The following is an 18,762-nucleotide window of genomic DNA, read 5'->3' on the forward strand; positions in this document are numbered from 1 at the left end:
AATAAAATTCGACGTCAGCCGAATCGAGTATTGAAACGCGTCAGCCACGTTTTCCAGATAGGATCTCCGTCGGTGAAGGCTATTCACGTAATACATCGCATGTGTCGATTTTGACTCTCTTCTTGCATTTCGCTCCGAGACCGATCTTCATGCACAATGGACCACGGTTTGACCGCGCGAGAACAGTCGGTCTTTCGCGATTGGTTTTCACCCACCTGACAAAGGGGAACTCAAATGTTCTCCAGACTGCCTGCGGGTGGAGCCGGGCAGGAATGCGTGTCTCCCTTTTCGACTGGCCTTGGATTGCGGTTGCCGTGACTCTTTTCGCTGGCTGTGGTTCGCCCAGTTCCAATGGCCCTGCACAGAGCCCTGAACTCACGATCTCAAGTCCGTCCATCCCCAAGCCCTCTCCGCGTGAATTGGACTATGCCGGATCGGCGACCTGCGCGACGTGTCACCGCGAGATCGCGGATCAGTTCGCGCAACATCCCATGGGAAGGTCCAGCGGAAGTCTTTCGACCGTTCCCGAAATCGAGGCCTATGGTGAAACCGCGAAGTTTATCACGGCCGATGACAAGCAGTATCGTGTTGAAAAGGACGCGACGGGCATCGTCCATCATGAAGAACTGATTGATCGTGACGAAGAAACCCTCTATGACTTCGCGGTTGCGATGGAACTCGCAATCGGCTCTGGTCGACATGGCCGCTCGTATGCCTATCGCCGAGGTGACCGTTACTTCATGTCGCCCATCAGTTGGTACACAGCCAAAAGTCGCTGGGATCTGTCACCGGGTTACTTACCCGGAATGCACCAGCGATTTGACCGGCTGCTGACAGAACGGTGTCTCGCCTGTCACATCGGACAGATGAACATCGAGGCGTCGCCTGACTCATGGAACCGAGAGGCGCCGATTGTAGAGCATGCCATCAGTTGTGAACGGTGCCATGGCCCCGGCGCGTCTCATGTCGCACACCATCAGCAACCTGACAACTTCAAGGGAGAGGATCGAATCGTCAATCCCGGCGATCTTGACCCCGAGCGACGTGATGCCGTCTGCCACCAATGTCACTTTCACGCAGCAAGAACATCTCTGCGCTACGGACGACGTGCTTCCGACTTCCGTCCCGGTGATCGATTGAGTGATATCTACGTCATATTATCGAGTCCTCCCGGAGAACGTACTGCTGTTTCACAATCCGAACAGATGCTGACGAGCACCTGCTATCAAAAAAGTCATGGCAAGATGGGGTGCATCTCCTGTCATAATCCACATGCACTGCCCAGTGGCAATCCTTCGACTGCGTTCGACCAGAAATGTGCCGCCTGTCACTCCGAGAACCAGCCGCAATGTTCAGAGGCGGTCGCCGAGCGAATTGGCAAAAGCTGCGTCGGCTGTCATATGCCCCGGTTTGATGCATCAGACATCCCCCATACCGCATTTACAGATCATCGCATCTTAAGACGCCCCCAGGAAAAGCTTGATCAAGAGTCGCCAGATCGTCTCGCTGAAGTTCTGATGTCAGGCGTCCCGGAATGGGAGATTCGTCGGGCCGAGGCTATGTCTGTGCGAACAGATCGAAAACAGGTGCGAAAACCGGCAGAACTTGAACGAGCGATTGCGACACTGCAAGAGCTGACAGACATGCTTCCCGAAGATCCAGAGATCTGGGAAAGCCTGGCCTGGTTTCATAGTCGTCTAGGGAAGTGGTCCGATGTCGAGAAATTCGCGACGCGGGCTTTAGAACTCGCACCCGGTCGAGTCGACGCGCGAGAGCTTCTCACGGGGGCCCTTTCCGCTCGCTCCGCATGGAACGAGGTCGACCGCGAAGTTGAGATCCTCCTGCAAAAAGATAAAAGGAAGGGCCTTTATTACAAACTGCGGGCCGAGGCCGCGTGGCATCAAGGGGACCTGGAACGGGGCTTGGAACTGGCGGAAGAATCGCTGCAATGTGAGCCCACCCAGATGGAGTTGCGTCGCCGCCTCTCGGTCGCGTACGAGCAACTCGGGAACCAAGACAACGCGGAAAGGCACCGCAAAATCTTGACTGCCATCTCCCGATTTCTGAAGTAATGCAGATGATCCGATGAGACTCGTACAAGTGGGTCGCCTGAGACTACTCAAGAGACCCGAGTCGTTTTGTCAGTGCGTCGGCAATCAGCGAGTCCCCTGCGTCACGCGCAAAACGACCGATTTCCTTGAGAAGAGGCACCGGCGAATCGCGCACGTTTCGCAGCTCGCGAATTCGAGGCCGAAGTTCATGGGCACGGTCGACCAGCTTTTCGAGTCGCGTGACCTCGTCCGTCAGTCCTCGAATTCGCAGAATTTCAGCAAGACGGTGCATCGTCAGCCAATCGAGTGGATGAATCGAAAGGGCTTTCCGATATGCACTTTCAGCCTCTGGATACTCTTTCCGCGTAAAGTGGACCCATCCCTTGAATCGCCAGAATCGCGGGTCCGCTTCTGTGTCGGGTTGAGTTTGCGCCAGGAGCTTAATCACTTGGTCGACATTCCCCTTGGCAAGTTCCTGGTCAGCCAGATAAGCCAGCAGGTTCGCATTGTGGGGAAAGCGTTCCAGCAACTGGCGGGCGGCATGTTCCTTAATTGTCAGCGTCGAAATACCAGCATCCGCGACCGCATTCGATTCCGTTGTCCGCTGATCCGGTGTCCCGAGAGAGCTCAGCATGTCGTCGGCAACGCTTTCTGGCGACGCCACATAACTGTGCGCGGCGTCGTCCCCGTGCAGCATTTGCGCGACCGAAAGAATCTCGTCGTCGGGATATGAGTTCAACCAAAGTCCGTTCAGCGACACCCCTTCACCCAGCCTGAGTGTGTCAATGAGAAAGTAATATACGAATGCATCCCGGGGTTCACGCCCCACCTGAATCGCCGATTTCACTTGCTCCCGTAACTTTGTACGCTGCAGCGTGACCGCGTAGAACTGGATCAGCAGTTCGTGGGCACCACCCACCAACGGCTCGTGCGACAGGATCTCGCGACAAGCATCCTCACCATCGAACGGGCGATTGGCGGGTCCGAACAGAATCTTTGCTCGCCCCAGTTGAGCCGGCAGGTACTCCGGGCTGTGCTGCGGCACACGCGCCAGATACTCGGCCGCTTCAACGTATCGTTCCTGATGCTGGACGGCATCTGCCAGGTAGACCCATGGTTCCGCCGACGATGGATCATACCAGCTCCAGCGACGCGAGATTCCTTCCAAGTCATTCCAGCGATGTTCCTCCTGTGCCACACGACAGGACTCGGTAAAGCGGTGAATCGACCACTCCCAGCCACCCCACACCCCCAGTGCAACAAGAGGCAGGATGCCAGCAAGCCACAGCCAGCGATGTCGTTGGCTTTTTCGAGGTGAATTGGCGGTTGATTGCTGCGAGGACATGAGATTCATTTACGGCAAGAGTGGGAAAATGTTCTGTCCCTCTGGTGCAAACACACATTGGTTTCAGGGAAATTCCCGCTTGAGTGTCTGAAGTTGTTGCGACGCGGCCTGACGACGACGATTGGGAACGACGCTTGGGGACGCACGACCTGTCTTCGATGTGCTCAACAAAACCTCCAATCGCTGTGCCACAAGTTCGTCCCCGCATTTCCCCGCAAACACCCGCAGCCGGTCAAACAGTTCGTGCGGTATATGTTGTACGTCGGAAGCAGCCAGGAATTCTGATTCCAACTCCTTCCCTTCCGCAGCAAGTTGATACTCCTGGTCAGCGACATCGAGCCGACGATTTCGCCTGTTCAGGTCAGCCAGATAATAGCGTGTTCGCCAGTCAATCGGATGCAACTTCAAGGCCTCGTCAAACGCCCGCTGTGCTTCGACGAAGTCACCCGCTTTCAGGAAAAGCCAGCCTCGAGCTCGCCAGAAGCGGTAGTCACCATCCGCCACCGCAGTTGCGCGCGACAACAGTTCGGCACACATGACTGTCCGGCCGTTACTCACGGCCTGCCCAAGATCGTACGCCAGCACATGGTGATTCTCTGGAAACATCTCCCGAAGCTGTTGCAGGTAGCTTGCCCGAAGTGCCTGCGAGTGCCGCAGCTTCGTTGCTTCTGCTTCATCCATCGGAGGAACACCACCATCCAGGTTTCGTGCCGAATTCAGTGCGTACGCAACCATCATCGGCTCGTCCCGATCTCCTCGCATCCAACCCTTGATCCGCTCCAAGGCATTGCTGAGTTTCAGCCCATCCGCCAGAAAGGCATAAGCATAAAATTCCGGTAGATCCGCCTCGTTTTCCGCTGAATCACGGACCACCGCGAGCAGTTCAACGGGTTGCACCATGACTGCATAGAAGAAAATGATTCGACGCCGAACTTCTGTTTCTTTTGGGTCCAGCGTCAACACTTTCTGCAGGGTGCTCAAACCGGTGAGAGGATCTTTCAGCGGTCCCATTTGTGCACTGGCGAGCATACTTAACCAGGGGACATCTCCCTTCGTCTCAGCAGGGTGATCCTTCAAAAACTCGAAAACCGAATTGGGTTGACGCAATTCGCGACTGGCAGTGGCCCCCGCTTGCATGGCATCTCGACGATTTGGTTCCAGCCGCCGCCACTCCTGCGCCGCCACAAGCAACTTGGACCAGTTCCGCTCCGACTCCCATTTCTGGCAGGCACTTCGCGCAGCTTCGACCTGAGAAAAATACATCCAGGTCACGCCCCCCCAAAGTAATGCACCCATCCCCGCCAGCAATAGCACAGCGCCCGCAAATTTCTTCACATGCTGCGCGAAACGCGGTCGAGAGTCCCGAATGGGTGTTGCGTCAGGGGGCACGATTTTCGAAAGTCCTGATGGATGAACCGGAATCGCTGTCGAGTGGTTCGAGTACCGTGATTCGCTGTGGCGTAGCGACGTTGTGTAATGCCTGAGTGATCCCGCTGGGCCACACCAACTCAACATCAACACTCGCTATGGAGGGATCGAGGCCGAATGTGATCGTCAACTCCTGCGACGAACAGTAGCTTCCGCCCCCGAATATTTCGGCGATATACTGCTGGCCACCCGCATGGATCGTCGCGCGCGTGCCGAACGCCTGGCGATTACTGATTCGGCCGATGCAGTCGATCTGAAGAACTCGCGCCCCCTCGGATTCATTGTGCAGGATCAGCGAAGGGGTGTTATGAGTGACACAAACAACATCAATCTTCCCGTCACGGTCATAGTCACCGACTGCAACGCCACGTCCGACGAGCGACTTCTGGAATATGGGCCCGGCCGTCTTCCCCACGTCGTCCCACGAGCGACCGTTAAAGGAAAACAACTGAAGAGGCTGAGCATATCCCGAACCTTCCGTTCGGCGGTCATTGATATGGCCATTGGCGACGAAGACTTCCAGCCAACCGTCACCATTGAAATCGTGCATCGTCGTTCCAAAGCCGAGCATGGGCATCGTGGGGGCCACCAGGCCGACGAGTGCTGTACGGTCTGAGAAACCCGCTGGACCGTCGTTCGCGTACAGCGTATTCCATTCTGCGGAAAAGTGGGTCACGTAAAGATCGAGGTAGCCATTTCGATCATAATCCGCACAGGCGATTCCCATATTCGCCTGGGGAACTCCTTCTGAACTCAAGGCACAGCCAAGCACCGTCGCCAGATTGACGAAGTCATTGCCTTCCGTACCCACAAACTGAAAATTGGAACTCGTATCATTGGCGACGAAAATTTCGGGCCAGCGGTCATTGTTTAAATCGGCGATCAGGACTCCCAACGCACGATTATTTTCTCCGTAAAGCCCCAGTTCCTGAGCGGCAGCACGGAACGTTCCGTCGCCCAGGTTCAGGTAGAATTCATCGGGCTCTGGATCGACTTGCTGAGGATGACAGATCGAGGGACGGCCTTCCTTGTCCATACACGGACGAGGATTGTTGACATCGTATTGACAGTACCGGCAGACATATAAGTCGAGGTCGCCATCCCGATCAATGTCGCTCCACGCGGCAGAAGTACTCCAGAGTGTTTCATGGATTTGAGATTCACGTGTCACCTCGTGAAACGTTCCGTCGCCCCTGTTATGGAATAACCGACTCTCGCCAAAATTTGTAATAAACAAATCGGCGAAGCCATCGTTGTCATAGTCACCCACGCAGACACCTTGGCCGTAGGCTCGATCATCGATCCCGGCGTTCGTGGTGACATTCTCAAAGTCAGTGCCATCTCGATTGCGAAACAGTTCGTCTCGGGGTTGATCAGGTCCAGCGGGTCGCCATGGCTCGCCCCCCTGCCCGAAAAACAAGTCCGGCCAGCCATCGCGATCATAGTCGAGCCAGCCCACACCTCCCCCAGTTGCCTCCATCATCAATTGTTCACCGCGAGCACCGTTCTGGTAGACGAAGTTGACTCCTAACGACTCAGCCCGGTCGATGAATCGAATCGCCGGCCGTGACGAGTCCGCCAGATGTGCAGAACTCTCTGACACTGATTTCGTACTGGCAAACTCGGCGAAAACCGACTTTCGTTCCGATGTCGCCAGGGCCGGTGGTACGTCATCTTTCGATTCAGAAGGCCCCTTACCCTGGACCAGTTCCGCGACGTCAGCGCGACATCCGGCAAGGAAAGCGGCCCCGGTGCAAACCAGGGTAAGAATCCGTTGTTTGAGAGATTCAGGAAGGCTCACTCGGACGTGCTCCCCGCAGTCAAGGTGCTTCCGCCCGCTTGGGGTTCAATGATGGTGACAAGCTGGTCGACGTTGTCCACGCGAAGTTCCTGCAGCATTCCTCCCGGCCAGCGAATCAATAAGTCGCAGGGGGAAGTTGACTCTCCCAGCCCGAAGACGAGGCGAGGTTGCCGACTGGAACAGTAGCCGACACCCCCTGCAAGTTCCTGAACCAGCGTCTTCCCATTCTGCTTCAAGGTGACTCGGGCCCCAATCCCACGGCGATTGACTTTGCGCCCCGTAAACTCCACAGCGAGCCAATGGCCAGATCGGGACTGATTTTCCAGCAGTTCCATGGGGGTATTCTGATGAATGACAGCGATATCCATGTCTCCATCCCCGTCAAAGTCGGCTTCGGCTGCTGCCCGTCCCACTTGAAGCTGTCCGAAGTATTCACCCGAGTCGGCACTGACGTCATTCCAGTGTTGACCATCGAATGTCAACAGTTGAGGTGGCATGGCCACGACTCTCGCCCGCCCCAAGTCATCGATGTGACCATTCGCGATGAAAAGCTCGTCATCCCCGTCGAGGTCGAAGTCCTGCCAGACAACTCCGAACCCGACCCACGGCAGTGTCACTTCAATTCCATTCGTTTCCGCGCTGGCATCATGAAATCCGCTCTCTCCGTCGTTGGCATACAGCGTATTCCACTCCCCTTCAAAGTGCGTGATGTAGATATCCAGCAGCCCGTTACGATCGTAGTCACCGATGGCGATTCCCATATTCGCCTGAGCACGCCCATTTGCATCGAGCGCACAGCCGAAGCGAGAGGCGAGATCGACATACTTTCCCGGTTGCTGCTCTACAAACAGAAAGTTTGCTGTGGCATCATTTGCGACGATCAACTCTGGACGCTCATCCCCAGTGAAATCGGCGACGACAACGCCGAGTGCACGGTTTCCCGGTCCTGCCAGTCCCCGGTCCTGAGCACATTCCCGGAACCGCCCATCACCGAGGTTCTCGAAATAGTGGTCCGCGACAGGGTCAACCTGATTTGGCTGACACTGAACCGGCTTCCCTCCAGCGTTTCGACAGATGACCGGATTTCGAGGGGAAAAGTCGCAGTAGTTGCACACGTACAAATCCAGATCCCCATCCAGGTCCAGATCAGCCCAGGCGGCGGTCGTACTCCATCCCTGCCACTCCACCTCGCTCCAGTCAGACAGGACACGGAAAGAACCGTCACCCTGGTTATGCCACATGACGTTTCCTCCGATGTTCGTTACGAAAACGTCATCGAAGCCGTCGTTGTCCAGGTCTCCAATCGCGACCCCCTGCCCGTACCGCTTCTCCACGATCCCCGCTGCCAGCGAGACATCAACAAAACGTCCGTCGACGTTCCGATAGAGTACGTCAGAGGGCTGGTCGTCGGTTGTGTCGGCGTCTGCGACACCCCCTTGTCCCAGATACAAATCCCAGTTGCCGTCACGATCAAAATCGAGCCACCCGCAGCCTCCACCTGTCCCCTCGGACATCAGACGGCGGCCTTCGTTTCCGTTTGAATAGGTAAACTCGAGTCCTGTCGACGCTGCCACCGAAGCAAAGCGGATCCGGCCGAGGTCACTACTGACGGACTCGATCCTGCGGAGGCGATCCAAAGGAAGATTCTGCGAAACGCGTACCCGAACCGGGAGCGCAGGCGTCGACGTCACTTCAACGGGAGCTGCCGACTTGGGAGACTTATCACAACCACTGACGAGCGCAGTGATGATCATCAGGATCACACGAGCCGGGCAGGAAATTAAACCTGCATCGGGCACGTGGGCCTGTCGTCTGGGCTTCGACATATTCGACTTCTGGACTCAAAAAACACGGTGGTCGAGCGCAGCCGTAGAATGAGAGTTCCCACGAGGTGCCATTCACCTCGTGGGATCAATCGACTACGGAAACTCGACGGAACAGCGGCCCGGTTTAGAATTCACCCAATGGGTCGCTCTTACCGCGTGTTGCGAGAGCCAGTCGCACCGAGTTACCGATGTTTTCCGAGATGAATCGGACCGAACCATCACACAGCAGGGCCTGTGCCCCACCCGTATGGTTGCTGCTCATCTGATCGCAGCGATAGTCTCCCGCAGGCTGCGTATTGATGGGCATTTCAAGACTGTGGATTGCCCAGGGGCCCATCCAGTGTGAATCACCGAAGAGTTGATCTTTGACGTTCTTGTCTCGCCAGTGCATTGATTCCATGATCATGATGGTATTCGTCGTACCATCGGTGATCTTGCTGAGATTGATCGAGCCCTGGAAGCCAAAAACGCCGTTGTGTCCCTGGAGGGGCAGAATGCTGATGTCCCATGCCTGTGCCCACTCGACACCGGGATAATCGGCGATCGGACAGTCACGGTGACCCGAGTTCATGAATCCCAGGTTCCCCACGTAGTCAGTACGGGCACCGGTAATCCCATCGTCCCAGCTGCTGTCGTTATAGGAACCACCGGAAACAATATTGGGCTGTGGATTGCTGGGGCAGAGCAGTCCGGTCAGGACTGTGTTTCGTGCGGTCACAGCAACAGGTTGGGCGTTGTTTCCGTAGAGACTGTCGCCACCTCGGTTTGCAGTCGCACAGAAAGCTGTATTGACGGAGTTAAACAGAGGCGCTTGGTCGAAGTATGGGAGAAGCTGAAAGGTCCATCCCAGAGAGGAATAGCAGTTGTTGTTAAAGTTATTCCCGTTCTGGATGCTTGCCATCCGGTTGTTGGGGAAAATCAGATGCGTGTCGTGATAGTTGTGCATGGCCAATCCGAGTTGCTTCAGATTGTTTTTGCACTGGGTCCGCCGTGCGGCTTCGCGTGCCTGCTGTACTGCTGGCAGCAGCAAGGCAATCAACACCGCGATAATGGCAATCACGACAAGAAGTTCTATCAATGTGAACGCTCTCGCCCATGATTGCTGCTGAACGCGCAATCGTTTCATCATAGAGCACCTACCCCGAAAAAAGAAAAAGTTACAAACACTACCGCCAAAAAGAGCGCAATCAAATAATTCCAACTATTTCTGAATCGCGATATCGATGTTATTGGTCCCCGCTTTGACTTCGACTTCTTGTGGAGTCGTCTCAGCGGACCCATAACTGGCAGGATATGGCGTGTCAAATTCAGGAGCCCCTCCGCCGCCGACCGAACTGAAGCCGCCTGGGGGGGCCTTCATTCCTGGACGCATCATCTGAGGGCCGGATTTTTTCTTCGGAGATTTCGACATTTTTGCCATGGCTTCCTGCATGGCACCTGAACCCAAAGCGAATACTACTTTGTACTTACCGGGCAATGCCCCGCGCCGACCATCTGTCGTCGTCAGGTCGTATCCCCCGTCATCCTTGATCGTCCCTGACGAGAAAACGCCTTTCTCGCCATCGACCGGCTGAAACCGAATGATGATACCCTTCAATGGCTTCTCAGCCCCCGTCACCTTGCCTGTTACCGGGTATGCTCTCGGTTTGTTAGACCCACAGCCAGCAGCGACAGATACCACGACAAAGAGAACACATAAACGACTGAGAAATCGCGCAAACGTCATGCCGCGGCCTCGATGGGATTTTGGGCGAATTAAGGTTATTGAGATAATGGAGAGCGTTTTACCCTACCTTCCAACATCGAATCGTTCAAGAGAAATACTCTTACGCCGTCAAAGAAAGGCGCAATTAAAGCAGAAAGAGTCGGTGCACGTATTTCTGTACCCGTTCATCGGCGGTCTGAATAGTCTTTAATGAGATTTTGATCACTGGAAGCCGATTTCGGTGAGTCGAAATTGCAGCATATACGAAAATGATAGCGGTCGTTCAGCTCTCAAACAGGAGTCTTTCAATGTCGCAAGCAATCGTTGATCCAGCCGAATTGAGGAGGTTTGCCTCGCTACTGCGCGAGTTCACCAACGAACTGCAAGGCCGACTCGTCACAGTGAACACCCAACTGAACTCCCTCAGCCAGACCTGGCGAGATCAAGAGCACCTGAAATTTGCCGACGAGTTCTCACAGCACCTCAAACTGCTGGCCCGCTTCATTGAAGCCAATGAGACTCATGTCCCTTACCTACTGCGTAAAGCAGAAAGGATTGAGGAGTATCTTTCTCAGAAGTAGACCCTATCCTTAGAAGGCGATGCTCGATTCGCTCCCCTTTTTCCGCCAAGCGATGCTTATCCAAGTTTCGAAGTCGAGGCCTGCCCATCCATGTCCGGCCAGCAAAGTGCAAACATTCATTCCGTTGACGCGTTAAGAGATGTTCGTGCTGCGTTAATCCTTTTCCAGGAACGTTCCACCACCGCTCTGAGTGATCTCAGACAGAAGATAGAGCGAACGGTCGCCTGGTTGGAGCTCGATCGTCCAAACTACTGGAAGGAGCAGGAACGCCGGGCCTACGACCGTGTCGCAACAACCCGGACTGCCTTCGAAACATGCCGCCTGCGGACCGTTGCCGGACATCGGTCAGACTGCATTGAAGAGAAGAAGGCCTTCGAGAGAGCAAAAATGCGGATGGAATACGTCCGGGAAAAGCAGGAGGTCACGTGGAAGTGGATGGTCGAAGCCTCCAGAGAGGCCAATGAGTACCGCGCGCGGACCAGCACGCTTCAGCGAACTCTCGATTTCGACGTCCCCTTGATGATTGCCCAGTTGGGACGGATGATTGACGCCCTCGAGGGATACACAAATCAAAGTCCACCAGTCGTCGTGTCCTCCCCTTTGCTCCCCCCTGTCGAAACTCAAGACGAAACCGCAGGCCACGAAACGCAAGCAGATCCTGCGATCAATGAAGTCACTTCCGCACCCGCGCCGGAAGCGTCACGGACGGCAGACATCACCCCATCTCAGGAAGTTTCGAACGAGTCAGGAATCGACCGCAATGACTGAACCGGGAACTTCTTCAACGAAACTTCCCGCACCCGTGGGCCCGATTTCCTATACCTGCCCTGGCGAACTGTATTCGATCCCGCGCAGTATTCATCTGGCACGAATTGCGGCCTTCTATTCCAAATGCCGCGACTGTCCTCATCGGTTCGACCAGGGGAGCACGGTTCCACCCCCTAGTCAGAATCTTTCATCCCCCGCGGCCGAAGTCCGTCGTCCGGTGGTCCGCACTTCATTGCTGACTGACGAGTCGGTGCGGGGAGTCTACCTCAACGAACTCACGCGGAATCGAGCCATCGCGTGGGGCGAGGCCCTTGCCGCAATGCTGTGGGACGACAAACCACTGATTGCCCTCCCCCCCGACGACGGCCGCTCTTCGGTTGCCAGCGACCCCCAAATACCCATCGGGAAACCGGCGACTCGCGGGCCGCAAGTCGTGGTGGGCTTTGACGAACGCCCCTCGTCACCTGATATCGTGACCGGTGTTGTCCTGGGACTGCGAAGGATGGGATGCCCCGTCATTGATCTCGGACAGACGGGACTGACGGTCCTTTCGTTTCATCTCCAGCAATCGGGTGCCCGAGCAGGATTGTTCGTCACCGGTGCAGGCTGCGATATCGCAATGACAGGATTTGAGTTACTCGATCAGGGAGGAATGCCCTTTTCACAGTCGGATCTGGTCAGGATGGAGTCGATCGTCAATACAGGGATCGGAAGGCAGACGCGGCAGATCGGTGGACACACTCCTGTACACCCTCACGCCCTGTATGAAGCGAGTCTAACCGAGCATTTCCACGCACTCCGCCCCTTGCGGGTCGCTTTCGGAACTTCATCCCGACAAACCCAACGAACAGTCAAACAGATCTTCACGCGATTGCCTTGTGAGCTCACACCCATCCCGCTTCCGACCCGCAAACGCGATCTGCTTAATCCGCTCGATCCCGACCTTCAGCGAATCGCAAAAGGGGTCGTGGACGGACGACATCACCTGGGGGTCGTCGTCGACGAAGATGGTCAACACTGCGCCTTTTTCACCGATCAGGGACGGCTCGTCACGGTGAAAGAAATCGCTCGCCTGCTGGTCGAAATTACGCAACGGGATCACCTTTCCGCCCAGTTCATCATGGCGACGTCGCTCATCTCTGACGCGCGGGTCTGGCTCACAGGCCGCGATGCCACCGCTGTCGATGGAGGTGAGTCCAACAGTTCTCTGTTGCGGTCATTGGTCGACCGCCAGGCTGCCGCAGCTTTCTCGGGCGATGGGCGTGTCTGGTTTCGTCACGAGTACGTCGCGTGCGATGCGCTGATCGTCCTTGCGAATATTCTGAAGGCACTTAGTCTCAGTGATACTCCTTTTTCTGAAGTCATCGACCGAATCAGTACGGCAGAAGGGAAGTCTCCGTAGTTCGCTCTCACGCCGTATGATGGCGTGACTGCCGTTTGGGGCTGCCATCCCGTCGGACCAACGAGGGCGAGGGGCTTTGCAAGTTGGCATCCAGATAGGGCCGCAGGCACTTTGGCTTATCGCTACGGCCACCCCGCTGGTAGTCTCGCCAAAGGGACGCAGCAACCACATCCGCAGACCAACCCCGTCGTTCTGTCAGATACTGCATCAGCAGTTCGAGTAAGCGGCCCAGCGCAATTCCGTGTGTTTTCCGCTCTTCCGCGAACAACCAGGCCACCAGTTGGCGGAACTCGTGGAACGGGGAACCTGTCATGGTGGTCCCAGCTTCCTGTCGCCCTGCACTTTCAAGATGAGCCGTCTCGGCGGGCTCCATCCAGACAAGTGGCAGCGTTTCGACAAAGTTGCCGCTGTTGGCAATGGCGTCCCAATACTTCGCAAACCGGCGCAGTTCCTGCACGGCAGCATAGCCTAGCAGCTTGTTCGACAGGATTTCGTAGGGGGGATGAGGGCTGTAAACCATTCTCCACTCTTCATCATGTCGGACGATGGGAGTACCGCGAAGTCGCTTGAGGATGCCGACCTGGATCTCATGAGGTCGCAGGGCGACCAGACGATCGAATCCCTCTCCGAAGCTCTCGAGAGTCTCACCCGGCAATCCCACGATCAGGTCTGCATGAATGTGGACCCCGGTCTCATTTCTCAGCCAGTTCAAATTCTGTTCAGCCTGCTCGTTGTCCTGTTGGCGGCTGATGAGCTTGCAGACATCAGGGTTGAAGGTCTGAATGCCCACTTCAAACTGCAAGGCCCCCGCCGGAAACCGTGTGATCAGTTGCTTGAGAGCTTCGGGCAGCCGGTCAGGAATCATCTCAAAATGCAGGAACAGCCCTGGCTGGTAACGCTCCAGAAAGAACTCGAGAATTGTTCGACTGACCCGCAAATTCAGATTGAAAGTCCGGTCGACAAACTTGAATTGGCGAGCCCCCCTGCGCAGCAGTTTGTCGATCGCGGCCAGAAAGTCCTCCAGCGGGAATTGCCTGACCGGGATCTCCAGTGCGGACAGGCAGAATTCACAAGTGAAGGGACATCCCCGCGACGCTTCAACGTAGATCACCCGATGAGCAATGTCCTCGTCAGAATAAAGGTCGTAAGGCAACGTCAGTTCGTTGAGTGCAGGGAGCGGTGCGGTTGCCGTATGAGGCCTGCCGATTTTCAACGTACAATCATTGGTCTCAGAAGCAGCAAGATACTCGCGGCAGAACGACGCGAACGCCAGATCGGCCTCGCCGCCGATAACATGGTCCGCCAGTCCGACGATGGGCTGGCCTTCTGACTCGTAGCTGACTTCGGGGCCCCCGAGCACGACGACGATGTCTGGCCGGACGCGTTTCAAATCGGCGATCAGTCGCGTGGTTTCTTCGATATTCCAAATATAGACGCCAAACCCCACGATCCTTGGCTGCTGCTCAAGGATGGCATCCAGGATTTCCAGCGTCGGCTGCTGAGTCGTGAACTCAAGCAGCGAGGCGTCATCTTTTAGTTCACCCAGGTTTGCCCAGAGGTAACGCAGTCCAAACGCACAATGGATGTAGCGAGCATTCAATGTGGCGAGAATGATACTGGGCATAGCGTTCTCTAGCCGCCTAACTGGCGGCGCAGATCCTCGAATCGGTCTTCCAGAGCCCGGAAGTCCGAACGGACGGAGGCCACTTCATCGCGGAGTTCGCGGATCGTGTTTTCCAGACTGCTCATCTTTTCGAGCTGCGCCGCCCCGACCTCTTCAACGGGCCTGACTGTCGGACGAGTTGCAGCCGGTGCGCTGGCTGAGCTGACGACCGGCCCATCGGCCTCTTCCGCCCGATACTCCGCCAGCGGCTCATGATTTTCGTTGATTGGATAAAGGTCGTGGTCCACTTCGATCCCCCGTCGCTCCAGCGGTCCATTCGATCGGACCAGCCCCTGGGCCATCAGCGACTGAAGCTCGCGGCGAAGATCTTCCTGGGTCTCAATCGGCACCATCCGGCTGGCCCGCGTCCGCAGTTCACCGAGTTGCTGCTTTCCCCTCAGCATCAGCTCTGTCATGATGGCAAGCTGTTGCTCGTTCAGATTGGTCTTGTGCCGCATGTAGTGGCGATAGCGTTCGGTTCGACCACTTTCCGTGTGCAGGCATGCGACCAGTCCCCGAAGCTGCAGTGCCGCCAGCGTTTCCATGACGTCGTCTTCGACATAGTTGGAAATGGGATCGCGATTATTCTTCTGGTTGCATCCTGTTGTCGTCGCTTTAAGCGTCAGTGGATACTGGTCCGGAACAGTAAATGCCTTTTCCAGCAGGACACCGAGAACACGGCGCTGCTTGCGAGGCATCTCTTTCAGCGAAACAATCTCTTTTTCAGGTTCACTCACGGTCAATACTCGTTAATTGCAGGCGGGAACAGAACGGACATTTATGAGTCCGACACCACGCACGTCATAACGACGTCTTTGCGGCTCTACTGCGGCAGTTCCGGAGCGGCATGCTCGGGGTAACTGGCGCTACTCAGTCCCTCTTTGAGGAAGTTGACCAGGTCTGCTGTTTCTTCGGCGGTCAGCTTCAGCGGATAGACTTCCTCGTCGCTGTAGGGTCCCGGCGTCCCACCTTTAGCGTAGTGATCGACCACTTCCTCCAGGGTCTTCAGACTTCCGTCGTGCATATAGGGGGCGGTCCGGGCAATCTCACGCAGCGTCGGGGTCTTGAAAGAACCCGTGTCACCGAGGGACTTGCTGATGGCAAACCGGCCTTCGTCTGACCCTGGCAGGGCAATGTTATGGAAACCATTGTCCGTGAAGTTAGGACCTGAATGGCATGAGGAACAGTTGGCTTTCCCGAAGAAGAGCTTCATGCCACGCTGAGCGGATTCCGACAGAGCGTTTTTGTCACCTGCTTTGAATCGATCATACGGCGCGTCACCCGAAAGGATGGTTCGTTCGTATGTCGCAATCGCCTTGGCAATCCCGTCCGCAGTGACATCGGTGCCGAACACCTTCTGGAACTGGGTGCGATAGCCTTCGATGCCGTTGAGCTTCTGAACCACCTGGTCGATCTGCATGTTCATCTCCACAGGATTCTGCACGGGTCCGAGCGCCTGTTCTTCCAGGGTGCGGGCTCGGCCATCCCAGAACTGAAATGCCTGAAGCGCCGCATTGATGACCGTCGGGGAATTACGTCCCCCTTTTTTTCCTTCGACCCCGGTCGCGAACTGGTCACCGTTGCTGTATCCCTTGGCCGGATCATGGCAGGTCGCACAGGAGACTTTGTTATCCGCCGACAGGCGAGCATCAAAATAGAGCTGCTTTCCCAGCGAGATTTTCTCGGGCGTGGGAGGGTTGTCTTTCGGATGGACGACCGGAGGCAAACCCAGGGGGCTGGCGGGATCGGCAGCCATGACCTGATAAGACTGGGTGGCGACGAACACGGTTAACAAGACTGCAAAGACCGGACGATTCATTGGCATTTTTCCCAGTAGCATCGCGGATCGATTCGTTTCGCGCGAACCGACGAAGAGTCATTTAACAGCAAAACGTGGCATCGAATGCCCATTCTTCATTCACACTCTGGACGTTTCAAGAGTCACCGGCGCTCTACGCCTCAACACGGCCCCGGTCAGTCCAGACGCAGCCAGATGGTTTTCAGGTACTCTGTCTCAGGGCAGTTCGTTGAGATGGGGTGGTCGGGTGCCGCACCTCCCTTGGCAAAGATCTGCCCTCGACGACCAACTTCCGGAGCCGCATTCACAATCCGGGTAAATTCCTGCATATCCAGCAGTCCCGAGCAGCTGCAAGTCAGCAGGATTCCCCCCGGATTCACCAACTGCATCGCGAGGCGATTCAAATCGAAATACTTGTGACGGCCTTCTTCCGCTTCCGACCGGCTGCGGATCAGCTTGGGAGGATCCAGAATGACGACATCGAACTTGCGATTATTCCGCAGCATGTCGCGCATGTAGCCGAAGACTTCCGCCTGGGTGAAATTGATTTTCACCTGATTGATCTTGGCGTTTTCCCGGGCCAGCAGAACGGTCTCTTCGTCAAGTTCCACTCCTGTCACTTCGCCAGCATTGCCCAGCTTTTTGGCCTGCAGTGCGAATCCGCCCGTGTAGCAGCAGAGATCCAGTACAGACTTGCCTTCGACCAGTTCCGCCAGACGTTTGCGGTTTTCCCGCTGGTCACAATAAAAACCGGTCTTGTGTCCACCTGCAAAGTTCACGCGAAATTTGGTCCCGTGCTCGACGATCGTCATCTTCGCGGGAACATCGGCAGAACCATAGGGGTCCGCAGTGAAACCTTCGTGATCCTGAGACATGGGTGCCGCGCGAAGGACTCCATGTTTGGTTCCTGCGAGGATGTCGAGCTGTGCCAGAATCGCTTCGGCTCGCTGATACATCCCCAGAGAGTAACATTCGGCGACGAGCACATCTCCGAACCGATCCACCACGAGACCCGGAAAGCCGTCAGCCTCGGCGTGGATGAGACGATAGGCCTCAGACTCCTTGTCCAGCTTTAGGGTGTCACGTCTCAGTGAAACGGCCTGAGCCAGTTTTTCGCTCCACCAGGCGTCGTCGGGCCGACGCATCCCCGTTCGGAGGACTCGGACAGCAATCTCGGCCTCGGGATTGAAGAGGCCATAGCCGACGACTTCGCCGCTTGGCGAAAACAGCTCGACCATATCGCCCGGCTGCGCATCGCGTGAAACTTGTCCGAGCTGCTTTCGGAAGACAAAAGGATGCCACAAGGCCCCCCCCAGCCGGACTTCGACCGCGGGTAACGTGACATTTTCCGGAGGACACAGCGGCCGCTGCTCAAGTAACTCGCGACGAATACGGACGGGCTGCCGAGACGATTCGTAACGCCGACCAGACGATTGATAGGGAGGCTTTCGGTTCATCCGCGTATCCTATCGGACCAGTGAATCACTCACAATAAAGTCCGGAACCACTGTCAGTGGTGCCGGAACCGTTCTACTCGCAGGGCAATACGTCATGCAAAATTCGGAGGGAGCCGTTGAGAGCAGCGCTCTCCTAAATCCCGAATCTCTTCCGCTCCAGCCATCCCCCTGGAACCTGATCGCCGAGATCGTCAGTAAGCCAGCAGCTCAGTCCCATTTCGGACACCGGCGTTCCTCTCAAGGGTGGTCGTATGCGTAAAGAGCCACTGCAGAATCACTTACAACTGCTATAGGACGGTTTTTCATCACTTTCTATACTTCGCGCGTTCATCGACAATGTGTTTCGGGGTGCCCCGAATCGCTCGTAAGCAGAGGTTCACTTCGCGGCGTCGCCATGATTCCACCCAATAAAACTTCACAGCAAATCAAAGCGACCTGGAAGTGGTGCTTCCGGGGTGGACTGACATGCGCTTTCATGAGCCTTGCTCTGCTGGAGACAGGTTGTGTCAGCCGCCGACTGACAGTCGTTTCGAATCCCCCCGGAGCGATGGCTCTCCTGGATGGCAAAGAAATCGGTTACACCCCCGCCTCCGCGGACTTCATCTGGTATGGAACCCGTCAGGTGACCCTGATCAAGGATGGGTACGAGACCAAAACGGACCTCGTCACCGTTCCGGCTCCGTGGTACCAGTGGCCCGTCATCGAATTTTTCTCTGACAACTTTCTCCCGCACCGCGTCACCGATCGCCGGGTCTTCAACTTTGACCTGCAGCCCAAACAAATGGTTCCGGACGAAGAACTTCGTTCGCGCGCGATGCAGTTGCGAAACGAAGCCCAGCTCGGTCCCTAGGAACCGACGCTGTCTCATCGGGTTCTGCCACTGGTCCTACTTTGGGACGCGTCAACTGCCTGAATGAGGTCGAGCACAACCATGCTG

Annotated in this window: 15 protein-coding genes; 5 read left to right on the forward strand and 10 right to left on the reverse strand. The window is 56.1% G+C overall.

The window, feature by feature from the left end:
* Positions 1-272: 272 nt before the first annotated feature.
* Complete coding sequence (locus tag ACGY09_RS08815; RefSeq protein WP_397571255.1) at positions 273-2,072, forward strand: multiheme c-type cytochrome; 1,800 nt, start codon at positions 273-275, stop codon at positions 2,070-2,072.
* A gap of 43 nt (positions 2,073-2,115) precedes the next feature.
* Here ACGY09_RS08815 and ACGY09_RS08820 read toward each other — a convergent pair whose 3' ends face one another.
* The 6 genes from ACGY09_RS08820 to ACGY09_RS08845 all read right to left on the reverse strand — a co-directional run bounded on the left by ACGY09_RS08820 (position 2,116) and on the right by ACGY09_RS08845 (position 10,177).
* Positions 2,116-3,396, reverse strand: coding sequence for a tetratricopeptide repeat protein (locus ACGY09_RS08820; RefSeq protein ID WP_397571256.1), 1,281 nt, complete (start codon positions 3,394-3,396; stop codon positions 2,116-2,118).
* Between the two features lie 63 nt (positions 3,397-3,459).
* Entirely contained in the window at positions 3,460-4,785 is a 1,326-nt protein-coding gene (locus ACGY09_RS08825) for a tetratricopeptide repeat protein (RefSeq protein ID WP_397571257.1), read from the reverse strand.
* Entirely contained in the window at positions 4,775-6,625 is a 1,851-nt protein-coding gene (locus ACGY09_RS08830) for a CRTAC1 family protein (RefSeq protein ID WP_373650650.1), read from the reverse strand. The genes ACGY09_RS08825 and ACGY09_RS08830 overlap by 11 nt, the downstream gene beginning before the upstream one ends.
* Positions 6,622-8,451 (reverse strand): CRTAC1 family protein, encoded by a 1,830-nt coding sequence (locus tag ACGY09_RS08835; RefSeq protein ID WP_397571258.1) that lies wholly within the window; start codon positions 8,449-8,451, stop codon positions 6,622-6,624. Before ACGY09_RS08835 ends, ACGY09_RS08830 begins: the two co-directional genes overlap by 4 nt.
* A gap of 124 nt (positions 8,452-8,575) precedes the next feature.
* Entirely contained in the window at positions 8,576-9,580 is a 1,005-nt protein-coding gene (locus ACGY09_RS08840) for a DUF1559 domain-containing protein (protein WP_373650648.1), read from the reverse strand.
* Between the two features lie 72 nt (positions 9,581-9,652).
* Positions 9,653-10,177 (reverse strand): hypothetical protein, encoded by a 525-nt coding sequence (locus tag ACGY09_RS08845; protein WP_397571259.1) that lies wholly within the window; start codon positions 10,175-10,177, stop codon positions 9,653-9,655.
* A 287-nt stretch (positions 10,178-10,464) separates the two neighbouring features.
* On the opposite strand from ACGY09_RS08845, the gene ACGY09_RS08850 reads away from it, so the two are divergent.
* From ACGY09_RS08850 to ACGY09_RS08860, 3 genes are all read left to right on the forward strand, one after another.
* Positions 10,465-10,737 (forward strand): WXG100 family type VII secretion target, encoded by a 273-nt coding sequence (locus ACGY09_RS08850; protein ID WP_373650646.1) that lies wholly within the window; start codon positions 10,465-10,467, stop codon positions 10,735-10,737.
* Between the two features lie 90 nt (positions 10,738-10,827).
* Positions 10,828-11,505 carry a hypothetical protein gene (locus tag ACGY09_RS08855; protein WP_397571260.1) on the forward strand — a complete coding sequence of 226 codons (678 nt, stop codon included), beginning with the start codon at positions 10,828-10,830 and terminating at the stop codon, positions 11,503-11,505.
* Complete coding sequence (locus tag ACGY09_RS08860) at positions 11,498-12,907, forward strand: hypothetical protein (RefSeq protein WP_397571261.1); 1,410 nt, start codon at positions 11,498-11,500, stop codon at positions 12,905-12,907. Before ACGY09_RS08855 ends, ACGY09_RS08860 begins: the two co-directional genes overlap by 8 nt.
* Before the next feature lie 7 nt (positions 12,908-12,914).
* Here the strand turns inward: ACGY09_RS08860 and ACGY09_RS08865 are convergent, their stop codons facing one another.
* From ACGY09_RS08865 to ACGY09_RS08880, 4 genes are all read right to left on the reverse strand, one after another.
* Positions 12,915-14,531, reverse strand: a complete 1,617-nt coding sequence (locus tag ACGY09_RS08865; protein WP_397571262.1) for a DUF4080 domain-containing protein — start codon at positions 14,529-14,531, stop codon at positions 12,915-12,917.
* An 8-nt stretch (positions 14,532-14,539) separates the two neighbouring features.
* A complete protein-coding gene (locus ACGY09_RS08870) occupies positions 14,540-15,307 on the reverse strand; it encodes a DUF480 domain-containing protein (protein ID WP_397571263.1) in 768 nt (255 codons plus the stop codon).
* Positions 15,308-15,393: 86 nt separating this feature from the next.
* Positions 15,394-16,389, reverse strand: a complete 996-nt coding sequence (locus tag ACGY09_RS08875) for a cytochrome-c peroxidase (RefSeq protein WP_397571264.1) — start codon at positions 16,387-16,389, stop codon at positions 15,394-15,396.
* A 155-nt stretch (positions 16,390-16,544) separates the two neighbouring features.
* Positions 16,545-17,825, reverse strand: a complete 1,281-nt coding sequence (locus tag ACGY09_RS08880) for a class I SAM-dependent rRNA methyltransferase (protein ID WP_397571265.1) — start codon at positions 17,823-17,825, stop codon at positions 16,545-16,547.
* Between the two features lie 394 nt (positions 17,826-18,219).
* Between ACGY09_RS08880 and ACGY09_RS08885 the strand changes: the two genes are divergently transcribed.
* Positions 18,220-18,675, forward strand: a complete 456-nt coding sequence (locus ACGY09_RS08885) for a PEGA domain-containing protein (protein ID WP_373650639.1) — start codon at positions 18,220-18,222, stop codon at positions 18,673-18,675.
* Positions 18,676-18,762 lie beyond the last annotated feature (87 nt).

It is taken from the genome of Schlesneria sphaerica, from assembly GCF_044336245.1.
Taxonomy (GTDB): domain Bacteria; phylum Planctomycetota; class Planctomycetia; order Planctomycetales; family Planctomycetaceae; genus Schlesneria; species Schlesneria sphaerica.

Coding starts and splice junctions, on each gene's coding strand:
- ACGY09_RS08815 (WP_397571255.1), top strand. CDS start 273: ATGCGTGTCTCCCTTTTCGACTGGCCTTGGATTGCGGTTGCCGTGACT.
- ACGY09_RS08820 (WP_397571256.1), bottom strand. CDS start 3,396: ATGTCCTCGCAGCAATCAACCGCCAATTCACCTCGAAAAAGCCAACGA.
- ACGY09_RS08835 (WP_397571258.1), bottom strand. CDS start 8,451: ATGTCGAAGCCCAGACGACAGGCCCACGTGCCCGATGCAGGTTTAATT.
- ACGY09_RS08840 (WP_373650648.1), bottom strand. CDS start 9,580: ATGATGAAACGATTGCGCGTTCAGCAGCAATCATGGGCGAGAGCGTTC.
- ACGY09_RS08845 (WP_397571259.1), bottom strand. CDS start 10,177: ATGACGTTTGCGCGATTTCTCAGTCGTTTATGTGTTCTCTTTGTCGTG.
- ACGY09_RS08850 (WP_373650646.1), top strand. CDS start 10,465: ATGTCGCAAGCAATCGTTGATCCAGCCGAATTGAGGAGGTTTGCCTCG.
- ACGY09_RS08855 (WP_397571260.1), top strand. CDS start 10,828: ATGTCCGGCCAGCAAAGTGCAAACATTCATTCCGTTGACGCGTTAAGA.
- ACGY09_RS08860 (WP_397571261.1), top strand. CDS start 11,498: ATGACTGAACCGGGAACTTCTTCAACGAAACTTCCCGCACCCGTGGGC.
- ACGY09_RS08865 (WP_397571262.1), bottom strand. CDS start 14,531: ATGCCCAGTATCATTCTCGCCACATTGAATGCTCGCTACATCCATTGT.
- ACGY09_RS08875 (WP_397571264.1), bottom strand. CDS start 16,389: ATGAATCGTCCGGTCTTTGCAGTCTTGTTAACCGTGTTCGTCGCCACC.
- ACGY09_RS08880 (WP_397571265.1), bottom strand. CDS start 17,825: ATGAACCGAAAGCCTCCCTATCAATCGTCTGGTCGGCGTTACGAATCG.
- ACGY09_RS08885 (WP_373650639.1), top strand. CDS start 18,220: ATGATTCCACCCAATAAAACTTCACAGCAAATCAAAGCGACCTGGAAG.